The sequence below is a fragment of the Paenibacillus sp. JT31N11 genome (assembly GCF_056269285.1).
The window spans coordinates 345,474-370,722 of sequence record NZ_JBWDNQ010000006.1 but is presented as its reverse complement, the minus strand read 5'-3'; the positions used below and the strand labels follow the sequence as shown (position 1 = coordinate 370,722).

Here is a 25,249-nt window from a genome sequence, read left to right as displayed (position 1 = left end):
GTTAGTTCCCCCACTCCATTCGTTTTGTTAACCCTTGTTGACTCCCGCGGATAAATTCACACTTTGCATAATCGTCTTCTGCGTCAGCAGAAACAGCAGCAGTAACGGCGCAATCGTGAATGAGCTGGCTGCCATAATCAGCGGCCATTTCAAGCCATAAGCACCCCCCTCCACGAAGAAGCTGCGCAGACCCGCCGATACCAGCTGCAGATCCGGATTCTTGGTGATGAGCATAGGCCAGAAATAATTGTTGTACTGCTCTATGAACGTGATGAGCACAAGCACCGCAAACGAGGAACGCACAAGCGGAATAAGAAGGGTCCACAATATGCGCGAATGCCCTGCCCCGTCGATTTGCCCGGCCTCCACGATCTCATGGGATACCTGCAGGAAGGCCTGTCTGATCAGAAAGATCGAGAACACGCTGACGCAGTTGGACAAAATCATGCCTGCGTAGGAATCAAGCAGATTCAGCTTGGCCAGCACGATGTAGCTGGGCAAATATACGGCGGTGCTCGGCACCATATATCCAAGCAGGATCACGGCGGTCAAGAGACCCTTCAGCCGAAATTTCATATGGGTCAGCGCGTAGGCCATCATGCCGGAATTGATCACCTGAATGAATGCGATCGCACAGGCCACGCCGATGCTGTTGGTCATATAACGCCAGAAGGGCGCCGCCTCCCAAGCCTCCAGGAAATTGCCCCATTTGGGGGCTTCCGGCCAGAAGGTTGGCGGGAACTGCCAGATCTCGTCATTGGTCTTGAGGCCGCTCGTAACCATCCAATAGAAAGGAAAGGCCATTACGGCGCCGACCAGCACCAGCAGTAGATGCCTTGTGAGGGCAGGCATTGTTTTTCTCTCAGTCATAGGTGTGCTCTCTCCTTCCCTTGATTATTAATGGTAGTGCACGCTTCGCCGGCTGACTGTGAATGAAGCCAGCGAGAGCAGCACGCAGCCGATGACAAGCACCACCGCTACAGAGGACGCTTCGCCAATATTGTAGGATTCGAACGCCGATTGATAATACATGTACAATAAGGTCCGCGTGGATCCGGAAGGTCCGCCCTGCGTCATGACATTAATCTGATCGTAGGCCTGCACGGACTGGATAATCAGAACAATCGACAGGAAGAAGGTAGTGGGCGAGATGAGCGGCACCGTAACATGGATGAATCTGCGCCAGCTTCCCGCTCCATCAATCCCGGCCGCCTCCAGCAGATCCGGCGGAACATTGCGCAGCGCCACGAGATAGAAGACCATCGCCCAGCCGACAGCTTTCCAGATCGTAACGATCAGGATACCGACGAGCGCCCAATCGGGATCATTCAGCCAGCCGATGCCATCCGAGCCGAATACCCGCAGCACATTGTTGGCAAGACCGACCTCCGGCTCGAAAATCCACGACCATACAATGGAGACCGCGACAGTCGGCGTCACCCACGGGGAGAAGATAAGCGCCCGGTACAGACCCGAGAACCGCAGCTTGCTATTCAGCAGCATCGCAAAGGCAAGTCCACCGATGAGGGTCGGCACCACGCTTCCGGCACAGAACAGCAGCGTTACCCCGAGCGCCTTGTAGAAGAGCGGATTGCTGATCAACTCCGTGTAATTATCAAGGCCGACGAACAGCTTGTCCGGGCTCATGAAATCCCACTCGGTGAAGCTCAGGTAGAAGGCGTACACAAGCGGACCGAGCCAGAAAACCGTGAGCGGAACCATCGCCGGCAGGGTGAAGAGCAGTGCCTTTCCGTCTGCGGCAAGTTTCGATTGTTTCAAATCTGCCCCTCCTAATCGTTCAATATATTTTTAACATTAACAATGGATTCTCTCGTTTATCCCCCTCGTTCCGCATTATCATGTGGTTTCGTTCAAAATTTATTGTACAGTTAAAAGTGTAGAGTTTGGTTTTCTTAGTGTAAAATAGAATTTAAGATCATGTAAAAAAGGATAAATGCCGCATGTTCATTCCTGTGCTTAAAACGTATAATGATACAAGGAGAACCATGATGAATTCAATGCGATTGCAGGTGAACTTATGAAACAAACGGCTTCGGATGGGGAAGAGCGCTCGCCGCTGCAGCGCGGGGAGCTTCGCCGCAAGGTCATTGATGCGATAGCGGATACCATGGATTTGTATGGCGCGACCCATTCATTCGGCGAGCTGTATGGCATTATGTATTTCGAGGACAAGCCCATGACACTCGAAGAGATGAAGACCCATATGAATATGAGCAAAAGCAATATGAGCTATGCGGTCCGTTCGCTGATGGCCTCCAAAATGGTCACCAAGCTGGATGAGAAAGAGGACCGCAAAGATTTGTATCTTGCGGAGACTGATTTCTTCCTGGCGTTCCAGAACTTCTTTACGACCAAGCTGCAGCGCGAAGTGGATGTGATGACGGAGGCGATCAACGGGGTTCTTCCGGATCTGACGGAGCTGATTCTGGCGATGGATACGCCGGAGGAAGAGCGTCAGCTGTGCCTGAAGGATCTGCACAAGCTTCGGCATGGGCTCAGCTATTACACATGGCTGCAGGAATTCGTGAATAATCTCCAGGCAGGGCGGTATTTTAGCGAGTGACCGGGGGGCGATGACGGAATGCTGCTTGGGCATTAATTGAAGCTGACGTGGTTATTCCTAATGCGCGCCTCTTACGACGTTCGTCCCGGGCGGCCACACAGCGGGTGGGGTAAAAGCTGTTGCTGTTGAATCCGGCAAATAGGGAAGATCCCGGAGGTTTCCAGTAGGGTGGGATCCCGCAGAGACTGCAATATGGTAAATGCTTGAAAAGGCCCTGATCAGTCCGCCGACCAGGGCCTTTTCGTATGGAAACAGCGCTTCACGTGCAGGTTCTTAATACAGGTCTAATAAACCGTACCCAACAAATATTGCAGGAAACGGCAAAAACCAACCGCCCTTCAAGAGGGAGGTTGGTTTTTGGTGGTCGTTCTTTTACTTATTCAACATCGTCCGCGATGTTTTTCTCCCATGTTTCGCTGCCGTCCGAATTCCGGACCGATTCATGAGATACAGTCGCTTCCTGCACATCTCCGAATGCCCAGTGGCTTGTCGGTACGTCAGGGAACATGGCACCCAGGCCGTTCAAAGGTCCGCGATACAGCATGCGGTTAATCAACGTTACCGCTTCGGAACGGATAATGCTGTTGCTAGGCTTGAACGATCCGTCCGGATAACCGGCGAGGAAATGGCTGCGATACAATTCTTCGATCGCAGACGCCGCCCAGTGGCCTTTAACATCGTTGAAATGCAATTCCCCAGGCTTGCTTACATCAAGCTTGAGGAAGCGCACCATAACCGATGCCAGTTCTCCTCTTGTTACTGCAGCGTCGGGACGGAATGTGCCGTCTTCGAAACCGCTGAAGTAGCCATGCTTCGTTGCAATTTTAATATAGTTTGCCGCCCAGTAATCGGCCGGCACATCGGTAAAGCTGAGCGTATCTTCCAGCTGATTGTTCTCCGTCAGACGGGCAACAATCGCCGCAAGCTCCGCACGTGTAAGCGAGCGATTCGGTTTGAACAGCCCATCCGGGTAGCCCAGAATATAACGCTGATGCTCCAGCTTTTCAATGGAGAATACTTGAATTTTCACAGCCGATTGCGCCTTTACAGGAGCGGCTGAATTATTGTTCACAGTAAACTCGCCCGATACGTCGAATGACGCGTCCTTCGCATCCAGCTGAGGCCATTTCACAACGATCTTGAAGCTTCCCGTTCCACCTGCCGCAAGCTCCTTAACCGGCCAAGTAATCGTGCTGCCTTCTACTTTGCCGCCATTGGCATCAATAATTTCCACGCCCTCGGGAAGCGTTACTTTAATTTCTCCCGCAGCCAGTTGGGCTGTGGATTGATTTTTGTAATCGACTGTAATCGTCGATTGGCCGCCTGCTTCCACAAGGTTCTTGTCCACGGAAAGATTCAGCGTTACATCAGGTGCGGCTGGCGGAATGTAGACAGGCCCAGGACCTCGGGTAACCGGAGCCAATTGCAGATCATGCTTCACGATATCCCGTTCAACCGAGATTGTTGGGCTTGTATAGCTGTCGTAGCCGTCTTTTGTAACGGTCAGATAATAATCCGTCTCCGGGAATACCATGTACGCATAGAAGCCATGCTCATCGCTGAGCTGTTCCGGGCTCGCGTTGTCGTTCGGGTCGAAGCCCACCAGGAGAGGCAATGTAACCTCGCCATTCGGCGTTCTGCCTTTGTCTTTGTTGCGCTGCGTATCCGCAAAATGCAGAACGACTTTCGCACCTTCAATCTTGGCTCCTGTCGCCGCATCCGTGATCGTACCGTACGGATCGACCAGTTCCTCGGTAATGTTCATTTCGCCGTTGGCCTTAACGCCTACAGTGCCGCGGCTGATAATGATTTCCTGCCCTGGAGCAAGCTCGTAGCTGATTTCCAGTGTGTAATCGCCTACTGCCAACCCATCTGCATTAAACAGACCTTGGGCTTGCAGCTCGAATGCTTTGGGAACGCCATTCTCGGAAACGTAATTTCCGTCGGCATCCTTAAGATATACTTTCGTTTTGCCCAGCATTTCATCGCTGATCAGGCTGGTTTTGCCATCCGGCTTCTGGAACAAAACGATACCGGTTACGGTTTTCTCGGAATCGAAACTCTCATCCTCACTGCCGGTAACCGTACCGACATGAGCTTTCTGATTAAAGGTTACCGGCGTCTCAACACCGCCGACAATCACGGTTTGCGTAACCTCCAGATCGTATTCCGCATCGCCCTTGGGAACAGGAATCGAATAAGCGCCGTTGGCGTCGGTTACGACCGTTCCGTCAAAGTCGACTCCGGCTTCGATCTTGCCGTCTCCGTTCAGATCAAGCGTCACTCTCACACTGGCGCCGGGAACAGGCTCGTTCGTATCGCCTTTGGTGATAACCCCTTTGATCGTAGCGGGCTGGAAGGTCACCATAATTTGATCTTGGCCGCTCAAGCCTTTTTCTGGATCATAGACTGTAGCCGTAACCGGAATCTGCTGCTCGTCGATGCCGGTAATTTTGGCCGACTTGTAGGTTACGACAGCTTTACCCTGCTCATCCGTAACGGCTTTATTGGATCCGACAAACTCTCCGATTGGTGCGTTGAATTCCACCTCAACGCCGGAAAGCGGATTGCCGTCTGCATCCTTAAGCACAGCGGTCAGCTCGGTAGTCGACTTGCCGTCTCCCACGATTTTATCCGGGTTTGCAGTTAGCGCAAGATCCACTCCGACAACCTCGAACTTATTGTCGGCCAGCTTGTTCTCCGGCTCGGCCGGCAGCAGGGAATCATCGGATTTTCTCGCCTCGAAGGCTACCGTGTATACGCCGGTTGCCGTCTCGGACGGGAGAACGAAATTGTTATCCATCCATGACTTAAAACCATCCAGAAGGTACGTTTCGGGGTTCGCGAGTGTCAGCTCAACGGATTGTCCATTCACAATCGCTGTTACCGAATCAGCCAGCAGCGAGCTTACCGCAGACAGCAGAAGCGGCTCCCCGGGAATCGCCTTAACGACGTTCGGGTCCCCCAGCCCCTTGAAGCCAACCCAACCGTCGAGAGCCCGGTGAATCTTGATGGTGACTTCGGCAGGCGAGCTTACCTGATGATAAGTATCGTCCGTTACTGTAAATGAGAATGCGTCTTCTCCCCATTTAAAGCCTTCATTCGGTGTATAGATCCAATGTCCGGAATCTATCTGCTGCAGCCCGCCTTTGTCCGGATCAACCGTAATGCTATAAGTCAAAGGCGAATTTTCCGCATCTTCCCCGATCAGCTCAATCGGAATGGACAGCGTGCCTTCTTCCACATTTACAGTTTGCGGTTTGGCGATCGGGATACCGTCATAAGTAATGACAATTGCGGCAGGTGCTTCGGAATATTGCTTGCCGTCATACCCTTCCCACTCAAAAGTAACCGGCTCATCGATAGTCAATCCCGGATCCGGAATAAAAATCAGATTGTTCAATTCATTGAAATCAATTTCATTGTTAACCGGAATGTCGATATACGTTGCATCAGTGACCGTATTATACTTCAGCATTCCCTTGTCACTGCTTGGACCTGTTATACGGATTTTGGTCAATACATCGCCGTCATTGTCCACATAACCCAAATCGTTCTTCGCAATGGCAACATTTTGCCCTTCAAGTCCCGTTTCAGCTACTGCATTAACGACCGGCGGTGTGTTGATTTTGATGGTGACCGTCGCAGGTGTCTGCGCGTACTGCGTTCCATCTGATCCATTCCATTCGAAGGTTACCGCTCCGGATTGGCCTTCGTCCGGAATGAATTTCAGAGATTCCAGCTCGTCTACAGAAATAATATCTCCGTCTGTGACAACCTTTTCTTCTGTATCTCCATCAGGAAGATATACCAATTTGCCGGACGTCGGCACATGGACGATCTTCACTTGTTCCAGAGGTTCATCAGGAACAGTAGGATCGGCATAAGCATCTGAAATATTTTCACCCAAAGGAATTTCTTCAGTACCCTTGTTGACCGATATTACCGTATTATCAACCGTTGGCGCCAGATTAGGCGTGATGGTAACATCAGCATCGAATTGGGCGTATTTCCCTTGATCAGGGTCATACCCATTCCATTTGAATGTGACCGGCTCATCGAAGCTGCCATTCGAATTGGGGATAAACTGCAGCTCGTCCAATTGGTCATAGTCGATATCCATTCCCTCGGTGACAGTCGCTGCTCCAAGCTTGAGGATGCCAAGTCCGGAGTCCGGCAGCGTAACGATTTTCACCTTTCCCAGATCGTTGTCTGTGGCACCATTAATTTTGGAGAATTTGCTTTTGAATTCCTCTTTGGCAAATGCAGTCGGATCATACTGGCTGCCGGATTTCGCTATGTTCGACACCATTGGATCAAAGGTCGACAGCGAGTAAATATGCTCCGCCTTGCCGGGGTCGAAGCTTTCGTCATCCCTGTTATCGAACAAAATAATATTTACGGTATATTCTTTACTTGGATCAATATTTGGATTTGAAAGCGCAATAGGCTGGTTGGGGGATTCAGGTTGACCTTGCTCGGCATCCGGGAAAAATTCCTGCCCCGTTACAAGATTCTGCTCAACGGTATCTCCACCATTTGTTACTTCTTCAATAACGTTGATTTCCATTGCAAAATCGCCGTTATTCTTCGGCAAAAATTCCGGGTCGACAGTGATCTTGCCATTTTCAACCTTGACAATTGCACTTGTTATTTCCCCGGTAGTGCGGGATCCGCCGTCAATTACAAGCTGGCCCCAGTCAACATTAACGATCCACGATGAGAAAGTAGTTTCTGCCCAAAGATAGTGATGGGTGGAAATGCCAACAAAGTTATCTCCCGTTTGAATCTTACCAAAATCGTCGGGATCAATTTTCAGCACTGTTGTATTCCACTTATCGTTGTTACCGGAAAGAGCTCCCACATAAGCATTCTGATTGAACTCTCTTTTATAAGTCGCATTTTGACCTTTCAAGCTGCTGTTCGGACTTTGGTTCCAATCGGTGTACGGGGTTCCAAGAACAATTTCCCCGGGATCGGAAGATAAATAGGCACGATCCCATTCCCCCGTACCGCTGTTACCATCATACTCGTCCACATCAAGAGCACGAATTAACAGATAGGCGCTTTTTGCCGGAAGCTGATCAACATCTTCAATCTTGAATTCAATGGGATATTTGGCATCGCCATTTCCAATTTTAGAAGGAAAATCAAGATCCGCGTCGACGGCATTATCACTGCCTTCGGAATCCAGTCCACCCCAATTGTCAGTGTCGGTAAAATAAGTAGCACCGCCGGAAACCTCAGGTACTCCTCCCTCCGCCGCAAATGAAGGCGTGACCGCTCCCAGCAGCAGAAACAAGGCCATTACAAGCGAGACTATACGTTTGCTCGTTGTTCTCTTTCTCAAAATTTGTTTTCTCCTCTCGGTTGACTTTAATTGAATATATGACATAAAACAGTGAAACCTCCTCTACCAGAAGCAGCCTCGCTACCTCCGCCTCCTCATACAATCCCTCCATGTCGATTCTGATAGATATAGTTATTTAGGACTAGTCATACAGAATCATTTTATTCTAAATCATCTGAACTTTTTCTTATAAACCCACAAAAAAACAACTACTTCGACAATTCATTTTCAAAAAAATAGAAAAAGATGACGAAACTGAATACTTCATAGGTATATCGGTTCAGATGTTCAAAACTATCATACAGGTACATTCTGAACAAAATCTGAACTTGATAGAGCGCATCCAAAGCATGCGCCAGCCCATATCAATTTCAGACAAAAACATGCCGGTTGCAACCATTTCCACAAACCGGATTAGAAGGTATCGTAAAGAGGCAAGACTAATCCGATATAAGGGAGTGTGCCTGCATGAATATGTCCACATCGACTGACCGCTTGACCCCGCTTACCCGGGAACAGCTTCAATTTTATAAGGATAACGGCTATCTCATTCTGCGCAAAAGCGCCAGCGACGATTTGATCGATGCCTTCAATGCTCATATCCGGAGCATCCGCCTGTCTGAGGATATGCCGGAATGGGCAAAGCCCAGGAGGGGACAGGATGTTGTGGAAGACAAGGACCGTTTTTCGCTGCGTCTCTTTAATCCTCATCTGCACGATGGTTTCGCCAAGCAGATGATGAAGCTTCCTGTTATCCGCGGCGCTCTTGCCCAGCTTCTCGGGGATGAGGCGGCCGGCGTTCAGAGCATGTATTTCTACAAGGAGCCCGGAGCGCCCGGCCAGGCCGCCCATCAGGATTATTACTATATCCGCAACGAACCCAACTCGCTCACGGCCGCATGGGTGGCGATGGAATATACGGACGAGGAGAACGGCTGCCTCTACGTCATCCCCGGCTCGCACAAGATCGGCATTCTTCCGCATGGCAAGGTGAAGAATCTGGAGGAGCACGAAGCCTGGACGGACGAGGTCGAAGGCGTTGACCTGAGCCGGGAGGTTGCCGTCGTGCTGGATAAAGGGGATATCCTGTTCTTCGACAGCCTGCTGATCCATTCGTCGACCCGCAACCGCTCTAAGCGTTGGCGGCGGTCTTATGTCTGCCATTATATCCGCCATGATTCTACAATCGAGCGGGAGGATTTGAAGAAAAAATATTCTCTTGAATAGTGGAGGATGAGCGTTATTGAATCAGGATGAATTGCAGCCCGCTTCATGGTTTGACGTCCGACGTGCTGCTGCGGGTTCTGTCACCTACGCGCCCGGCGGCACCTTCGGCCCGCGCGTGCAGCAGGATCTCCAGCTGGTGCTGGTGATTACCGGCTCCATGACCGTGTCGATCGATGGCCGTCCTTATGCGGTACCTGCAGGTCACACCGCCTTCCTGAAGCCGAACCACCATGAAGCTTTTCAATTCGATACCCATCGGAATACCCTGCATCTATGGATCAACGTCAGTCCGGACGGTTTGCCTCCTTCCGTGCTGGCCGGCTTCAACGCGCTGCCGTTAGCCCTGCCGCTGTCCGATGAAATGAACCGGCTGGCGGATCTGATGCTCGCCCTGCAGCGCAGCGGCTCCGCTCCGGAGGCGGACGTGATCCGCACGCTGGGATGGGCCGCCATGCAGCTCTTCCTCGAGGAGCATGGGCGCATTAGCGCCAATGTCCGGAAGCATCCCTCGGTATTGGTGACGAAGGATGAAATCCGCAACCGATACGCAGATAATCTGAGCCTGAGTGACCTCGCCCGCGCCGCAGGCCTGTCGCCGGAGCATCTGATCCGGCTGTTTCGCCGGGACGAAGGGGTAACGCCGATTCAGTACCTGTGGCGCTACAGGCTGCAGCAGGGACTGGGCCTGCTGCGCAGCACAGGTCTGTCGATCAGCGAGGTATCCGGGCAGGCCGGATTCAAGACGGTCTACCATTTCACCCGGATGATCAAGCGGCAGACCGGCATGACACCAAGCGAGATCAGGCGGGAAGCCCTGTTACATGAATAGAAAAAAGGCGTCCATCAAGCCAAAATCCGACTTGGTGGACGCCTTTTGCTGCCTGCTTTTGCCTTAATTGACCGTAAAATCTTTCACGCCTATTGCCAGATTAAACTGCCTGATTCTTGCAAGAGGCCTTTCCTTAAAGGGGAAGCTCCTTAAGCCGCCGAACGTGAGCGCCCCGGCAAGCGGTTCATGCCTGCTTATTTCATCGACAGCCGCCAGTCTGAGCCTTGCTGTTATCTCAGGATACAGATCCGCCAGCTGAGTCAGCTCGTTGCGGTCTTCCGTGAGATGGAACAGCTGCTCACGTCCGCCGTTCGACATGTAGATGTACTTATAATCCTGATCCCTGACCATGACTTTAAAGTTCGGGGTTCCCGGCTTGCCGTACCAGCCGAACAGCAATTCCCGGGGAGCCGCCTTGCCGGTTACGCTTCCCAGCACATCGACCCCGTCCCTCGTCTGAAGGTCCCCGCCCGCATGCGTGACGATGGAGAACAAATCCGTAAGGCAGACGAGCTCATCTCTTCGTTCCCCCTTCGGCAGCCGCGCCGGCCAACTGACCATGAACGGCACGCGGGCCGACGCTTCGAAGAAGCTTTCCTTCTGCCAGGCATGATGGTCGCCCATATGGTCGCCATGGTCGCTGTAAAAACAAATAAGCGTATCATCCGCATCGGGCCTGCTCTCTACAGCATCGAGGATCCTGCCCAGACATTGATCGATGTAGGTAATCTCCCCGTAATAACGCGCCTTCAGCGCCCTGGCGCGGGGATCGTCGATATTCTCCGCCCAGATAAGATGATTCATCCAGCTGAGCTGTTCGTCCATGAAATCCGTCTCCAGATCCCCGCGGATAGGACTTGGCATCGCGTCAGGATTATACATGCGATTGAACGGTACGGGAGGAGCGAGCGGCGGATGCGGGCCGATGAACGAAACGTACCCGAAATAGGGCCGTTCGTCCGCTTCCGCCTGCAATAGCTCAACCGCCCGGTCCGCAACCCATGCCTCCACTGTCAGCTCCGCCGGAAGCGGACTGGTCTGGGGCATGTAATACATTTCGGTCCTTTCGCCGTGCAGCTGCTCGATATGACTGTACTCCGGATGCTGCTCGGCGATAAATCTGGCGTAGTCGTCTCCCTGTAGCTGCTCCTCGGTGTCCATCAGCTCTTCGGTTCGCAGCTGAACCTCATACCCCAGATCTTCATTCCATGGATCCGTATGAAACTTGCCGACACCAAACGTCCTGTAGCCCATGGCTTTCATCGTCCGCGGCAAGTAATCTCCGCAGCGCTCCTCGGGGCCCCGGGGCTGGCGGTCCGAAAGATGCAGACCGCCGTTATCGTAATACCCGGTATGGTAAGGCTCCCTTCCCGTCTGGATCGTATACCGCGCGGGCACACAGACCGGACAGGTCGAATAGGCTTTGTCGTAGGTTAGTCCGCGTGCAACCAGCCGGTCCATATTAGGGGTCTTTACAATGCCGTCCCCGAGCGCGCCGATGGCATCCGCACGCAGCTGATCGCACATGATCAGCAGAATATTGGGTTGTTTCATTAGATCCGCTCCCGCCTTGCGCTCCTGCGCTATTCGGCCTTTTTCATGCCGTAATCGTTCTCTTTCGTCCAATCATTTGTCGTCTTCGCGTTATCCATGCCTTTTTTCCACTCCATATTCAGTTCCGTCGTCAGCTTGGCAACGTCTACCGAACCGCCCAGATAAAGCTGAAGGGATTTCACCAGGAAGTCGGAGAATTCCTTGATCGTGGCAGGTCCGGTGTAATTCGCCCTGCGGATGTCTTCATTCTGCATCACGAAGCCCTGCAGCTTCTCAGGCAGATTGGCATTGTTGATCGTCGGCAGGTAGCTTAAGGTTTCTCCAAGCTTGCCCTGAATTTCCGGCGATGTCAGGTACATGATCAGATCTGCGGCAGCGTCCAGCTTCTCGTCCTTGGCGCTGCTGGAGATTGCCCACGATTCGTTCGCGGCTCCGCCCAGCATAACGGATTTGCCCATCGCTTCCGGGAACTGCTCCTTCGTGATAACCGGAATCGGCATGCCGCCGTATTCGAAATTCCGGCCTTCCATATCTTCCACAAGCGACAGATCGGCGGAATTCAACGGAAGCATAGCGGCTTTGCCTGTCAGCCAAAGCTGTTGGGCCGTTTTCTCGTCGATGCCGTTAAAATCCGTATTCCAGTACTGCGAGAAGTCCTTGAACAGCTCAAGACCGTCCTTGAACGGATATTTCGTATAGTCGACCAGGCCTTCGTCCGTAGCGCGCGCTAGTTCGTTTTTGATAACCTGGTTGTCTCCGTCCGTGTCCATTTTTTTGCGGAGCTGCTCATCAAGCTGACCGAATATCGAGGTTAAGAACCAGCTCATATGGCTGTTGGATTGTCCCGACATCGCCATCGGAGTAATGCCCGCTTCCTGGAGCTTTTTGCATGCGTCAATGAATTCTGTCCAGGTTTCCGGAGCTTTGGCAATTCCCGCCTGCTCGAACAGTTCCTTGTTATACAGGATCCGGATCATGGCAGTAAACGCCGGAGCGGAGTTGATGATCCCGTTAGCCGGGTTGATGCTGTCTTTGTAAAAGGACGGGAGGAACGTTTCTTTCCATGGCTTCCCCGGGTTGTACGGCGATTCCTTGTCCATATAAGGCGTCAGATCCAGAACCTGCTGCTTGGCAAAATCCTCCCAAACCCATGCCATCCGGGTCAGGACCACCTCCGGCATGCTGTTGGCAGCCTGCTGCGTGACCATCCACGTTCTGTAGTTGTTGTCCGGAATGAAGGTGAATTCCACCTCTGTGCCCGTTTTCGCTTTGTATTCGTCGAATATTTCTTTGTACGTCTCTTCGACCTTCTGCGCGGTGGCGAATTCGGCGCCCCAATAGGCCACGGTGATTTTGGCTGCTTCGCCGCCCGTGTTCGCCGCTTCACCGTCTGTCGAAGCTTCAGAAGAATTCACGTTGGCATTGTTCCCTCCGCATGCCGATAATGCGGTTAGCGCGATGATGAGGCTCAGCGCCAGAAGACCCGATTTTAGTTTTTTATGCATCCTGCAATACCCCTCCTGATGATCATGATTCAATTTGGATGGTGATTATATATAAGCCTTTCCCGGAGGTTGACCTCTCGGGCAGGGTTATTTGGCTAACCTTTCACGGCTCCCTGGGTAAGACCGGACACGAACGGCTTCGTGGCCGCGAAGAACAGGATCAGGAGCGGCAGCGATGCGATGATATAGCCGGCAAGCTTCACTCCGTCGCCTTGATTCACGCCGCCCGCTATCGTGGTAATCGCCAGAATAACCGGCTTGACGCTGTCGCCCGAGGTCACAACCAGGGACCATACAAAGTTGTTCCAGATCTGCAGACCCGACATAATCGCAACGGTTGCGAGAATGGGCTTGGAGAGCGGGATGACGATTTGCGTGAATATCCGGACATCCCTGGCTCCTTCCATTTCGGCAGCCTCGTACAGGCTTTTGGATAGCCCCTCGAAGAAGGTGCGCATCAGCAGGACCCCCATCGCCGTATAGCTCGCCGCCGGAGGAAGCGCCTGGCCGATCAGAGTGTTGTACATCCCCAGATTCTTGATATTGATAAACTGCGGAACCAGGATAACGAAGCCCGGAATCATCAGCAGCATCACGATGAAGGTATAGAAGAAATTTTTGAACGGGAATGAAAATTTGGCAAATGCATAGGCAGCCGTCGATGACGCGGTCAGCGTAACGACGATGCCGATGAGCGTGATGATGACCGAGTTGACGATCGGACGCGAAATTTGCTCAAACGCGCTCGAGAAATTATCCATATGCAGCGGCATCGAGAAAAACCAGGGATTCTCGTAAATTTGCATCTGATGCTTGAATGCCGAGACCAGCATCACGAAGAACGGATATAGAGACAGAACGAGAATGGCAACGGCGGTCAGGTTTATTCCCAAGCTTCCTTTTTTCATGCTGCACCCTCTAATCGATTTTTTCTGTATTTTTGATAAGCTTCTGAATGACGAAGGTCAGAATGAGCAGCACCGCGAACAGCAGCACCCCTATGCTCGAAGCATAGCCGAACCGGCCGTAGTTGAAGGCCTGGTCATAGATATGCAGGGATGGCGTGATGGTGGAGATCCCCGGCCCCCCGTTCGTCAGGATATAAGGAGCTTCGAATACCTGGAAGGCCTGAATGAGCGAATACATGAGGACAAGCCGGATCTGACTGGCCATGAGCGGAAGCTCGATGGAGAAGAACCTCTTGATCGGGCTTGCCCCCTCGATCCGGGAGACTTCGAACAGATCCTCCGATATTCCCTGCAGGCCTGCCAGGTAAAGAAGGAAAGGCAGCCCCGCAACCCAGGGGAACCCAACAAATACGATGGCCCAGAGCGCGGTTGAGGGATCTCCCAGCCAGGAATGCTTCAGGCTTTCGAGTCCCACGGTATCCAGCAGCTGGTTGATCATGCCGAAATCGCCGGAATACATCCACCTCCACAGCAGGACGAGCACCATCATCGGGACGACAAGCGGCACGATGAAGCCGATTTTGAGGAAATTCTGCAGGGCAGCGTGCTTCACGCGAAACACGAGCAGGGCGACGATCATCGGAATCGTCAGATTAACCAGGATGGTGGCGATCGAAATTTTGAATACATTCGCGAAGGCGACCCTTATTTTCTCGTCCTTGAGCAGTTCGGCATAGTTCCCGAAGCCGATGAATTTATTGATATTAACTCCGTTCCATTCGAACAGGGATTCAAATATGGCTGTGAAGAAGGGATAATACTTAATCGAGGAAAGCAGCAGTAAAGCGGGTATGAGGAAGATATAAGCGGTTCTGTGTTTCCATATCCGGTGGAATAACCCTTTCCCGCGAGGCTTGCTGTAAGCGAATTCATTCATGGGTGCCAGTCCCTTCTATATCCAAACTCTTCTGAGTTTATTATAGAAGGGGCCGGGATTCCCGGGCAATGCGACAGATTTATGCGCTTGGGTGTACTTTTTTACTCTGAGACTGCGGGGATGCGGACGATGACCTCCGTTCCGCATCCCTCTACGCTGCTGAGTGTAATTCCGTAATGGTCCCCGTAATAAAACCGGATCCGGTCATGCACATTCTTGATTCCTACTTTGCCGGAAGCGTGGTCGGACTGGTCCAGACTGGAATGGTCAGCCAGACGTTTGTTCAGAGCGGCAAGCTGTCCGGTTGTCATGCCTACCCCGTCGTCCCGTATGGAGAAGACGAGATCCTCCCCTTCTTTGCGTGCCCCGATGATGAGCTCGCCCTTGCCCCGCTTCACTTCGATGCCGTGAAATACGGCATTCTCCATAATCGGCTGAAATACCAGCTTGATCATTTTATACGCAAGCAGCTGCTCGGGAATATCCAGCCGGAATGAAAGTTTATCCTCAAAACGGATCGACACAATATCCAGGTAATTCCTTATGTGCCTGATTTCTTCAGCCACGTCAACCTTAATTCCCCCGGCCTTCGTGCTGTAGCGGAACATATCCGACAAAGCCCTGGCGATTTCGCTCACCTTGGGCACGCCTTCTACGGCGGCAATACTGTTGATGGTCTCCAGCGTATTGTACAGAAAATGAGGATTGATCTGCGCCTGCAGCGCGTTCAGCTTCGCTTCCCGCTCATGCAGCTCCGCCTGATACACCTGCTCGATCAAATATTTGATCCGGCTAATCATCTCGTTGAAGTACCGTCCAAGCTCCCCGATCTCGTCCTGGGACAGCCTGCTTGTCTGTACGCTCAGATAGCCCTGGCTTACTTTCAGCATGGCGTTTTTCAGGCGCTTAATGGGCGTGACCAAGCCGACGGACAGAAACTGCGAGACGACTACAGCCAGGCCGAAGCTTGCCAGCACGAACAGCAGCGTGATATCGCGCATCCTGCGGCTGTCCGACAGCAGAATGGCGAGGTCATTCTTGCAGTAGACGTTCCAATCGACCATTTTGAGCGAGGAAGCAGTAACCAGATATTTCTTGCCGTTCTCCGGCACGACCATATAGCCGTCTTTCTTGTCATCCGAAACGCTAAGCGCGGCGGATATCGGACGCCCGATCTGCCGGGAGTCGGTATCGTAAACGATTTTGCCCTCCCCGTCCGCGATGATCATGGAGCCTGAGGAGTCAAGCAGAAGCGGCTCAAGAAATTTTTGCACTTCCTTCAGGCTGAAGTGGAGCATGATGTATCCGAGAGCCTCCTGCGGCCTTTGCAGATCCGAAACCTTTCTTATATAGATCAAATGAAAGTCCTCGACGTCCTTTTCCTCCGGGACAAGACTCTCGGGCAGCCATGCCTGCGTTAAATACGGACCGATCAGCTTATCGCTGCTGCGCCCGCCGCGCATTTCCGAGAACCATGGCTCATTGCCGAAAGGATAGGTGGGATCTACCGTTTCCTTGTTCTGATAGAATACGTAGCCCTGTTCATTCAGCAGCGTGACCGATTGGATGATTCCGCGAAAATTATAAAATTCCTCCTGCCTCAGAAACAGGGCATTCATCTCCAGCTGATTGCGGATCCTGCCAAAATTATCCACGGTCCGGCTTGCTTTCCAGAGCTCCTGAAAATTATCCTGATAGGCCGTATACGAGTACTGCTCGATCTGAATAAGCAGCTGGTCCATATCCGCCGTGACCGTCTGCATCAATTTGGCGTTATATTCCGCGGTCCGGTTCTCCACCAGATCGGCATACCAGCTGTACGAGAACCAGCCCAGCAGGGCAAGAGGAATGAGGCTGACCGTCATAAAGCTGAGCAGCATCTTGGTCTGGATGCTCTTGCGGAACGCGGGCAGCCGTATCATGCTTCGTGCTGTCCGTCTGCCGGTGAAACCGGAGGGCTCTGCCGGTAATCAGACGGCATCTGTCCCGTGTGCTTCCTGAACAGCCTGCTGAAATAACGGCTGTCCGCATAACCGACCCTCTCGCCGACCTCAGCGATCTTCATGCCGGAATCCGTCAAATATTCCTTCGCTTTCTCCATCCTGGCGCGGGTAAGGTACTCGATGAAATTCTCCCCGATAATTTCTTTGAACATGCTGCTGAAGTAACTGGAGGTCACATGGAATTGTGTTGACACGGAATTCAGGCTGATCTCTTCCGCAAAATGCTCCCGGATGTACTCGGCTGCAAGCAGGACGCTCCGGTGGACATCGCCCTGGGAGGAGCCAGCCATGAAATCGCTGATTTTCCCCAGGAAGCCTCTGAGCCATCTGGTCATCCCGGGCAGATCGTCATAGCTGTCTATCCCCAGGCAGAAGTCGAAGCCGGCCTTGACGATATTCTCATCGAATGAAGGCTTGGTCAGCATAAGCTTGACGGCATCCGACACAACGGACAGGAAAAAACTGCGCGCATGCTTGAGGGAAGCCCCTTCCGTGTGCAGGTAGTACCCTTCGATGTCGGTGATAATGCCCTCATAGGCGTCCGTGTCGTCCCGGATCAAAGCCTCGTTCAGCTTCTTCTGAAGATGCAGCGGATATTTGTAGGAGAGCTGCTCTTCCTCCTCCCGCGAATACGGGATAATATCCTCCGCCTTGCTGAAGGCATGCCTCTCCGATACGCTAAGCGCCTCTTGATAGGAGCGGCTGATCAACTGCATTTCCGAGACCGGGACATGATGGCCGAGAGCGCCCCAAATGCCGGAGACGTTTTGCTTTTTGAGCGCCCACCAGATGTTTTTGGCATACTTGTGGACAGCCGTCCCATTCTCGCCAAGAACGACTGCGCTCAGCCGCAGTGGACTCCGTTCCCATATAATAAGACGCCGGCCGGCCGTGCCCCAGGCAGCTGCGGCCCGTTCTAACAGACCCGTTATCGCCTGTACGTCATATTGATCCTCGTCATAATGGATCAACAGCGCCGCCGCTTCGCCCGGCTCAATGCCCTGCAGCTTCAGCGCTTCCCGGAACTTCCGGGCAGAGGGCAGGTCGCCGCAGCGGCATATATCCCCTGCAAGTCTCTCGAGGACGACCGCTAAATGGCCGCTTGCCGTTTTCTCCTGCATTTCTAAGCTCAGCTTCCCGGCTGCCTTCTCGATCGTCTTGTTAAGCTCCGCAGGGTTGATCGGCTTCAGAATATAATCAATCGCATCCAGCTGGATGGCTCGTTTGGCATATTGGAAATCGCTATACCCGCTTACGATAATTACCTTGAGGCGGGGAGCGATTCTGAGCATTTTCTCCGCCAGGCGCAGCCCGTCGATCCCCGGCATCCGGATGTCCGTAATCAGAATATCGGGCATGCGCTCCTCTGCCATTTGAAGCGCTTCCAGTCCGTCGACCGCCTCACTGTCGCATTCCAAATTCAAGCGCTCCCACTCGATCATGGCTTTTAAACCTTTGCGGATCCAGGACTCGTCGTCCGCGATCATCACTTTAAACAAGGGGTTCACCTCCGGCCGTTGTATTTCCTATTATAGTCAATACGAGGAAATAATCACGAAATAGATTGAACGCCAAGCGATAGATTCACAGAGCAAGATCATAAAAAAGGCGACCGTTCCCCTGATGATTATCAGGAGCGCGGTCGCCATTTCATTCTTTACCGTACTTTCATACCCGACGGGATTACTGCACATCCCGCCGTTTTTGCTTTATTTCACTTCAATTGCCGTCACTAGCATTTTCGCGATTTCCGCACGGGTCACAGTTGTCTTCGGATCATAGCGGTTGCCGCCTTTGCCGTTGACAAGTCCCAAGGCCTGTGCGCTGCGGATGGATGACTGGGCCCATGATGAGGCTTTGCCGATATCCATGAAATCTGCTTCAGGCTTGCCTGTAAAGTCCCGCTTCTCTTTAATTTGGTAGAATCTCAGCAGAATTACAGCCGCTTCCTCGCGGGAAATGAAGTCCGCTGGTCTGTATTTGCCATGGTCGCCTTCAATCAGACCAAGCTCATACGCCTTGCCGACGTACGGTGTATAGTACATATCCTGCTTGACGTCTGTGAAAGCAGTCGCAGTATCCGGCTTGTCATATCCAAGCGCCTTGACGGCCATGACTGCAAAATCTGCTCTGGTTACCGCTGTATTCGGCGCAAAATGGTCGGCATCCACGCCTTCGATGATATGCTTCGCTGCGAGCTTCTGCGTAAACGGCTCTGCCCAGCTGCCGATCATATCCACGAAATGCTTCCGGTATTCCAGTATGGCGAATGCGGAGAAATGGTCCGTCGTGAAGCTGATTTTATTGCCCTCAAGCACACAACCCATATATTCAACCTGATCGCCGTTCAGGTAATAAACACCGGCGTAATCAGGATCGATGCCGGCGACCTGCTCAGGCTTTAATGTGCGTTCAACCTTCAGCGATTCGCCGAATTGATGGATCTGCGATTCACTGCCGGCTTTATTTACGATAAGCTGCAGATTATAGACAAGACCCGTCGCCGTGTAGTCCGAACCTTGCCCAATTGCGCCGGTAATATCGCTTTGGTTCACAGCGTTCTGGCGGGTATCCAGCTTGAGAGTCACATAATCCGCACCGGCGGCTTCGGCTGGCAGCGCCGAGGCTGGAATCTCGAGTGTGAGCCCGGGAGTTACGATCTTCAGCAAGGTGCCTTGCTTCTGCACAGCCTGTATGGCTTTTCCGCTTACTTGGAGCTGAGCCGGCTCTTGCGTGCCGTCATGACCGACCAACAGAATTTCAACGGTGTCGGATGCCGCATGCGCTAAGGCATTTTGCATCATATCCTCGTCCACAACGAAGGTATGATCCGCCTGCGGTTCAACTTTGATTACGCCATCGTTAGGCTGTTGTGTAACCGGCTGGCTGCTGCCTGATCCGGGATTAACCGGATTGTTTGCCGGAGGATTATCCCCTCCGCCTTGTCCGGGATTTTCGGCCAGAGGATTGTCCCCATTGCCTGGGGTACCGCCATCGCCGTTTCCGGGATCGCCTGGATTGTCTTCGCCAGGGTCAATAATGCCTGTATTGAATTTCCAGATCTCCGACAGCTTGTCGCCTCCGTAAGCGTCTTTGGCCTCCGCATACCATTCATAGGCTGCATTATCGGCAAGCGGACTCCACGTTGCAGAAGCAATTCCCCCGCTCTTGACGCCTTTGTCTTTGCCAATCAACTGATCCGTGTACACTCTTATGCCGATATAATCGGTCGCCACCCGCTTGATCACGGGTTGAATGTCAAGATCAAGAGAGAACTCATCCTTGCCTGGATATTCCGGTTCGTCGTAGAAGTTAAAGTCATCCAGATAAGGCGAGTATGTCTTGACGTTGACTTTATCATTCTTCAAGTCGAATTGCAGCAGCCGGATGTAGCCAAGACCGCCCTCAGGCGCTCCTTGATAATCCGCCAGCATTTGATAGACATTGCGGTCGGATTGACCGTCGCCATCATCGTCGATCGCGTCCACATGCAGCTCAGCGTCGTGATAATGACCGGACAATACGGCAAATACATTCTTGTTCGGTTTCACGACGCGCTCGAACACTTTGTCCGCCATCGGAGCGCGGTTGTTGGATACAAGAAGGAACTCGTGGAAATTCAGAATCGCTTTGCGGTTCGGATATTTCGCCAGCACTCCATTGATCCAGTCGATTTCCTCGTCTCCATAGCCCCAACCCATATAAACAATAATGAAGTCGTTGCCGTTGGAGGAAATGAGATCGTAATGTCCCTTGTTGTTGTCGTAGGACTCGCCATACGTGGGCTGATCCTTGAAGCGGTCTTCGCCGAAATGCTCATCATAATAGCTGTAATCATTGTCCTCATGCAGGACGTCATGATTGCCGGCGAGCACGCCGTACGGCATACCGGCATCCTCCAGCACCTTCATGTCCTTGTCGGCTTCTACCCATTGGTACGGCTGGTCGGCATTATTGACGATGTCGCCAGTATGAATAACATACTTAATTTTATTGTCTTCTTTATGGTCAACGATCCAGTTCACGATATCCTGATAAATGTAAGGATAGCTCTGAGCATAATACTGCGTATCCGACATCCAGGCAAAGGAGAAGTCGTAGTCATCCCCGCTGTCCCCGGTATCCGGTTCTGCAGCTACCTCATCCTGCACCATAACCTGAATCTTACCGTTTTTTGCGTAATCTCCAGCTTGAACGTCTGCCGAAAGCTCAAAATCAGCGGTGCCTGCTACTACGGAATCCAGCGCATTCCATACACTTTGCGCAGGGCTCCAGGCATAAAGGCTGACTTTGCGGCCTTCGAGCGATTTCCCCTCCCAGCTGATGTTCACGTGGTCCGTACTCTTAACGGATTCATCGAGTGCAATCTCGAAGCGCTGGTAAGGGAATTTGTCCACGGCATCATCCTCCAGATAGGTGCCGTCCTGCTTGCTGATTTTCCCGTAATCTTCCTCTGTAAAAGCCGTTTCGCCGGCAGGCTTCTCCTGCTTCGGCGGCTCGGTGTCGGCCGCGCCGTGATTGCCGACGAAGCTGCTTTGCACATTGGCGTCATATTTGAAGCCCTGATAGAAGGATACATCCATATCGTCACTGGTCGGGTCCGTTACCTTGACGGATAACGGAGTGCTTCCGCCAGGAACGGTGGCGCCCTGTGCCGGCGCAACCAGCTCGGGAGCAAGCGGGATCTCATCCGGTACGGTAAAATGAACCGTCACGCTTCCGGTGTTTCCGACTTTATCAGCTGCCGTGATGACAAGCACATGATTGCCGCCTGCCAGCTTCGAAGAGGAAGTATCATACGGAAGCGCAAGCGGCTTGTCGTCAAGCGTTGCTTCCACCTTGTCCACCCCGGCCAGTGCGTCGGTTACATCCGCATTAAGCGTGAATGCGCCGCGGTATTCTTTGCCCTCTTCAACGGAAGGCTTGATCGCCGGCGCCGTGTTATCGACGGAAACATTTACCGTAACCTTGTCGTTCTGCGCATTTGTTACTGTCACTTGATGAGCGCCGTCGGCTGCCGTTTTCGTATCCCATTCATACGCTTTGGAAGCCAGCTTGTCCGCCGGCAGCGTGAAGTCGAAATCAATGAAAGGATTTTTGCCAGCACTGTCGCCCATTTTGATGACAGTACCGGGATCGGAATACTTCGCATCGCGAATTTCCGTGCCGTCCGCAAGTACGAGACGAATATTTTTCACCGTAAAATCATCTTTGTTCTCTTCGCCGCGGTCATCGAAAGGCGATGCCTTCGAGCCTGCGCGGATCGAGATGATATTGCCGCCTTCCTTCAGACGATCGGCCTGAATCGGAACAGACAAGGTCGTATAGGTGTTAATCGGGTCCTGGAAGGTTTGAATGATTTCCTGGCCGATTGTGACGGCATTCTTGAAGTAATAGTTGACGCCCGTCACTTCGAAAGCAAAATACGCATCGTTCTCCACCGCATTGTAGACGGATTGCGACAGCTCGCTGCCATCGATTGAAAGCTTCAGCGTGGATGGACTAACACCCTCGCCAGTACCTTTGATAATGGCTTTGTCCGCTATATAATCGCCGTCCTTCAGGTTCAGACGAAGGGGAGCATGATCCGGACCTCCGGTAATGTTGACTGTGGCCACTTTCGTCGTGGTCTCGTTGGTGCCGTCCGAAGCAACGAAGTAATACGACAGCTGCGATTCCCCGATCAGCTCGGGTGAATACACGATTTGATGATACATGGTATCCGCAAAGCTTTCTGTCAAATACGCCTTCTTGTAGTCGGCTTGCTTATCTGTTTTGTAATAGAGCAGCACCGTCTTCACCTGGCGGTCGTCGCTCACGTCGCCAATGATTTCGATGTCGCTCGATTGTTTCACCTCGGTCTTGCCGGTGATATCCTTGACAACCGGGTCCTTGTCATCCTTGGTCAGATGCACAGGCTCTTCGGGCACTTGTACAGGCTCAACCTTACCCGGAGTGGCGGGGAGCAGCCCTGCGCTGTATTTGATCATTTTCGTACTGCCGTCAATCGGGAATTTGTAGAAGATCCCTTTGTTTGCGACCGTTTCCGCGTCCGTATCATAGTAGGTGGCCGAAATGTCGGTCCCCGTATTGGTGGCTACGATAAGGCCGCGGTTGCCGCCGTTAGCCATACCGTCGCTGTATATCCTTACAATATCCTGATCTTTCACCAGACTCGTGCCATAGTTGGCGTTGAAATCGTCGACCGTCTTGGCTGAATTCTGGGCATTGATAATCCAGAATACAAGCGTGCCTCCGGATGGAATGATTCTGTCGTCCGGAACAGCCGGCCAGAGCACGTCGGCATCCGGTCCCTGATCCGTGTAACGGTAGCGAATGGTATAATCTTTGAAATTAACAGGCTGGTCGGTATTGTTATAGACCTCCACAAACTCGTAGCCGTCCGCACTGCCTACATTCGCCGAGTCCGGAACCACCTCGGTTACAAGCAGCTGAGGAAGCTTCTGGGTATCGTTTACAGGGAGATGAACCATAACGGTATAGGTTTCCGACTTGGCGGATTGAATGCCGTCGCTGGCTTGAATATAGTAGCTCAGTGTATTGTCCGTCAGCACTTCCTTGGGAATGGCTGCCTGATAGCCGCTGTCTGCCGAATAGCTCATCTTCACAGATTGGAAGGCGGTTTGAGAAGGCAGCTTGTAAAATACATCTGCTGTAATCGTCTCATCCTGTTCAGGGTTGCTGATGGATGCTTGAATGACAAGATCGCTCTCCGTGCCCGTCTCCAGAACCGGAGTATGAATAATGACCGGAGGCTCGCTTTCCCTAAGGGTGACCGGCGTTGGCGGAACTTGCGCGGCGTCCACTACTCCTGGAGTAGCCGCATTCTGCCCGGCAGTTAAGATGACCGTATTTTTGCTTCCGTCCACAGGGTTTCTGTAGAAGATCCCTTTGTTCGGCTGCGTTTGTTCATCATTGTCATAATAAGAGCCGGATATTTCATTGCCATTGGCATCTGCGATGATCAGCCCGCGAGGCGATCCGTTGGCCATGCCGTCATTGAAGATGCGGAACAGATTATTGTTCTCGATCAGGGTGTTTGTATTGTAATTGGCATTAAAATCCTCAGCTTTCAGCGCCCCGTTCGCGCTGTTAATCACCCAGAATACGACCGATTTCTGGGAAGGAATATTGATGTCCTGATCTCCTGTCGGCCACTGCGTATCCTTGGATAGATCACCAGTATACCGGTAAATCAATTTATAGTTCTTGAAATTGACGGTCTTGTCCGTATTGTTGTACACCTCGATAAATTCATAGGCATCGCTGCTTACTCCCGTGACATTCGTGGTGTCGGGAACAAGCTCCGTAACAAGCAGCGGTGGGACCTTCGTATAGTCATAGCTGCCATCTCCGATTGCAACGGTATAGATATCCGTCTTCACCGTATGGGCGCTGTCCCGGGCTTCAATATAATATTGCAGCTGATCTCCCGTCAGAAGCGCCTTCGGAACAACGCCCTTATAGCTGCCTGCCGCCGGGGAAGCCATGTTAACCGGCGTGAATGCCGGCGACGACGGTAATTTGTAATAGACGGAAGCGGTCACCGTATCCGTTCCCGAACTGTTCTCCGGATTCGCAATTTGCGCGTCGACCACCAGATCGTCCGCCGGATTGATCCTCGTCAGTGGCGTATGCGTGATGACCGGCGGCTGATTTACGTAATCAGGAGAAACCTGATAAGCGTCCACGACGCCCGGAGATGCGGCAAATGTGCCTGCGCCCGGCATCATGACCATATTTTTGCCATCTGTGGGAAGCTGATAGAATATCCCTTTATCCGGCTTGGTTTGATCATCGTTTTGATAGGATGCGACTGCAATCTCCAATCCGGTTTTGTCTTTAATGACAAGATCCCGGGGGCCGCCGTTAGCCATACCGCCGCCGCCCTCTACCCGAAACAAATTGGTATTTTCAATCAGGTTGGTTGCATAATTCGTATTGAACTTCTCTGGAGCCAAAACAGTGCTTTCCGCGTTCATCACCCAAAATACGCTGGAAGCTCTGGCCGGAATAATAACATCTCCGCTGCCTCTTACCGGCCAGACCGTTTCGTTTGCTCCTTGGTGATAGACAAGATCATAATCCCTAAAATTTACAGGCTCGTCCGAGTTGTTGTACACTTCAATAAATTCATAGGCATCCGCACCATTTACATTTGCCGTGTCCGGAACCAGCTCTGTAATCAGAAGCTTCGGCGCAGCCGGTCCAGCTGCGATATTTTCGGCAGCCATAGCGGGATGTATCGTTGAGCTGATTATAATTGCTGCTGTAGAAATCGAGGAAATCCACCGTCTGACGCTTCTCTTAAACAATGTTTGTACACTCCCT

At 52.2% G+C, this 25,249-nt stretch carries 13 protein-coding genes; 3 read left to right on the top strand and 10 right to left on the bottom strand.

The window, feature by feature from the left end; all coding sequences use genetic code 11:
• Positions 1–27: 27 nt before the first annotated feature.
• Positions 28–870, bottom strand: a complete 843-nt coding sequence (locus AC0YNV_RS22295) for a carbohydrate ABC transporter permease (protein WP_475769968.1) — start codon at positions 868–870, stop codon at positions 28–30.
• Between the two features lie 27 nt (positions 871–897).
• On the bottom strand, positions 898–1,722 hold the full coding sequence (locus AC0YNV_RS22290) for a carbohydrate ABC transporter permease (protein WP_475770050.1): 825 nt from the start codon (positions 1,720–1,722) through the stop codon (positions 898–900).
• A gap of 316 nt (positions 1,723–2,038) precedes the next feature.
• Here AC0YNV_RS22290 and AC0YNV_RS22285 point away from each other — a divergent pair, with 316 nt between their 5' ends.
• Entirely contained in the window at positions 2,039–2,584 is a 546-nt protein-coding gene (locus AC0YNV_RS22285) for a GbsR/MarR family transcriptional regulator (protein ID WP_210044678.1), read from the top strand.
• A 376-nt stretch (positions 2,585–2,960) separates the two neighbouring features.
• On the opposite strand, the gene AC0YNV_RS22280 is transcribed toward AC0YNV_RS22285, so the two are convergent.
• Positions 2,961–7,934, bottom strand: coding sequence for an S-layer homology domain-containing protein (locus tag AC0YNV_RS22280; protein ID WP_475769967.1), 4,974 nt, complete (start codon positions 7,932–7,934; stop codon positions 2,961–2,963).
• A gap of 468 nt (positions 7,935–8,402) precedes the next feature.
• On the opposite strand from AC0YNV_RS22280, the gene AC0YNV_RS22275 reads away from it, so the two are divergent.
• Both AC0YNV_RS22275 and AC0YNV_RS22270 read left to right on the top strand, forming a co-directional pair.
• On the top strand, positions 8,403–9,161 hold the full coding sequence (locus tag AC0YNV_RS22275; RefSeq protein ID WP_475769966.1) for a phytanoyl-CoA dioxygenase family protein: 759 nt from the start codon (positions 8,403–8,405) through the stop codon (positions 9,159–9,161).
• Between the two features lie 16 nt (positions 9,162–9,177).
• Positions 9,178–9,990, top strand: coding sequence for a helix-turn-helix transcriptional regulator (locus AC0YNV_RS22270; protein WP_475769965.1), 813 nt, complete (start codon positions 9,178–9,180; stop codon positions 9,988–9,990).
• 63 nt (positions 9,991–10,053) lie between these two features.
• Here the strand turns inward: AC0YNV_RS22270 and AC0YNV_RS22265 are convergent, their stop codons facing one another.
• From AC0YNV_RS22265 to AC0YNV_RS22235, 7 genes are all read right to left on the bottom strand, one after another.
• The gene (locus AC0YNV_RS22265; RefSeq protein ID WP_475769964.1) at positions 10,054–11,544 is read right to left on the bottom strand and encodes a sulfatase family protein; all 1,491 of its coding nucleotides are present in this window, start codon (positions 11,542–11,544) and stop codon (positions 10,054–10,056) included.
• A gap of 29 nt (positions 11,545–11,573) precedes the next feature.
• A complete protein-coding gene (locus tag AC0YNV_RS22260; RefSeq protein ID WP_475769963.1) occupies positions 11,574–13,049 on the bottom strand; it encodes an ABC transporter substrate-binding protein in 1,476 nt (491 codons plus the stop codon).
• 95 nt (positions 13,050–13,144) lie between these two features.
• Positions 13,145–13,957: a carbohydrate ABC transporter permease gene (locus AC0YNV_RS22255; RefSeq protein WP_210044684.1), complete on the bottom strand. Its 813-nt coding sequence runs from the start codon at positions 13,955–13,957 to the stop codon at positions 13,145–13,147.
• Between the two features lie 10 nt (positions 13,958–13,967).
• Complete coding sequence (locus AC0YNV_RS22250; protein WP_475769962.1) at positions 13,968–14,894, bottom strand: carbohydrate ABC transporter permease; 927 nt, start codon at positions 14,892–14,894, stop codon at positions 13,968–13,970.
• Positions 14,895–14,995: 101 nt separating this feature from the next.
• Positions 14,996–16,816, bottom strand: a complete 1,821-nt coding sequence (locus tag AC0YNV_RS22245; protein WP_475769961.1) for a cache domain-containing sensor histidine kinase — start codon at positions 16,814–16,816, stop codon at positions 14,996–14,998.
• Positions 16,813–18,387: a response regulator gene (locus tag AC0YNV_RS22240; protein ID WP_475770049.1), complete on the bottom strand. Its 1,575-nt coding sequence runs from the start codon at positions 18,385–18,387 to the stop codon at positions 16,813–16,815. The genes AC0YNV_RS22245 and AC0YNV_RS22240 overlap by 4 nt, the downstream gene beginning before the upstream one ends.
• Before the next feature lie 219 nt (positions 18,388–18,606).
• Positions 18,607–25,233: a lamin tail domain-containing protein gene (locus AC0YNV_RS22235; protein WP_475769960.1), complete on the bottom strand. Its 6,627-nt coding sequence runs from the start codon at positions 25,231–25,233 to the stop codon at positions 18,607–18,609.
• Positions 25,234–25,249 lie beyond the last annotated feature (16 nt).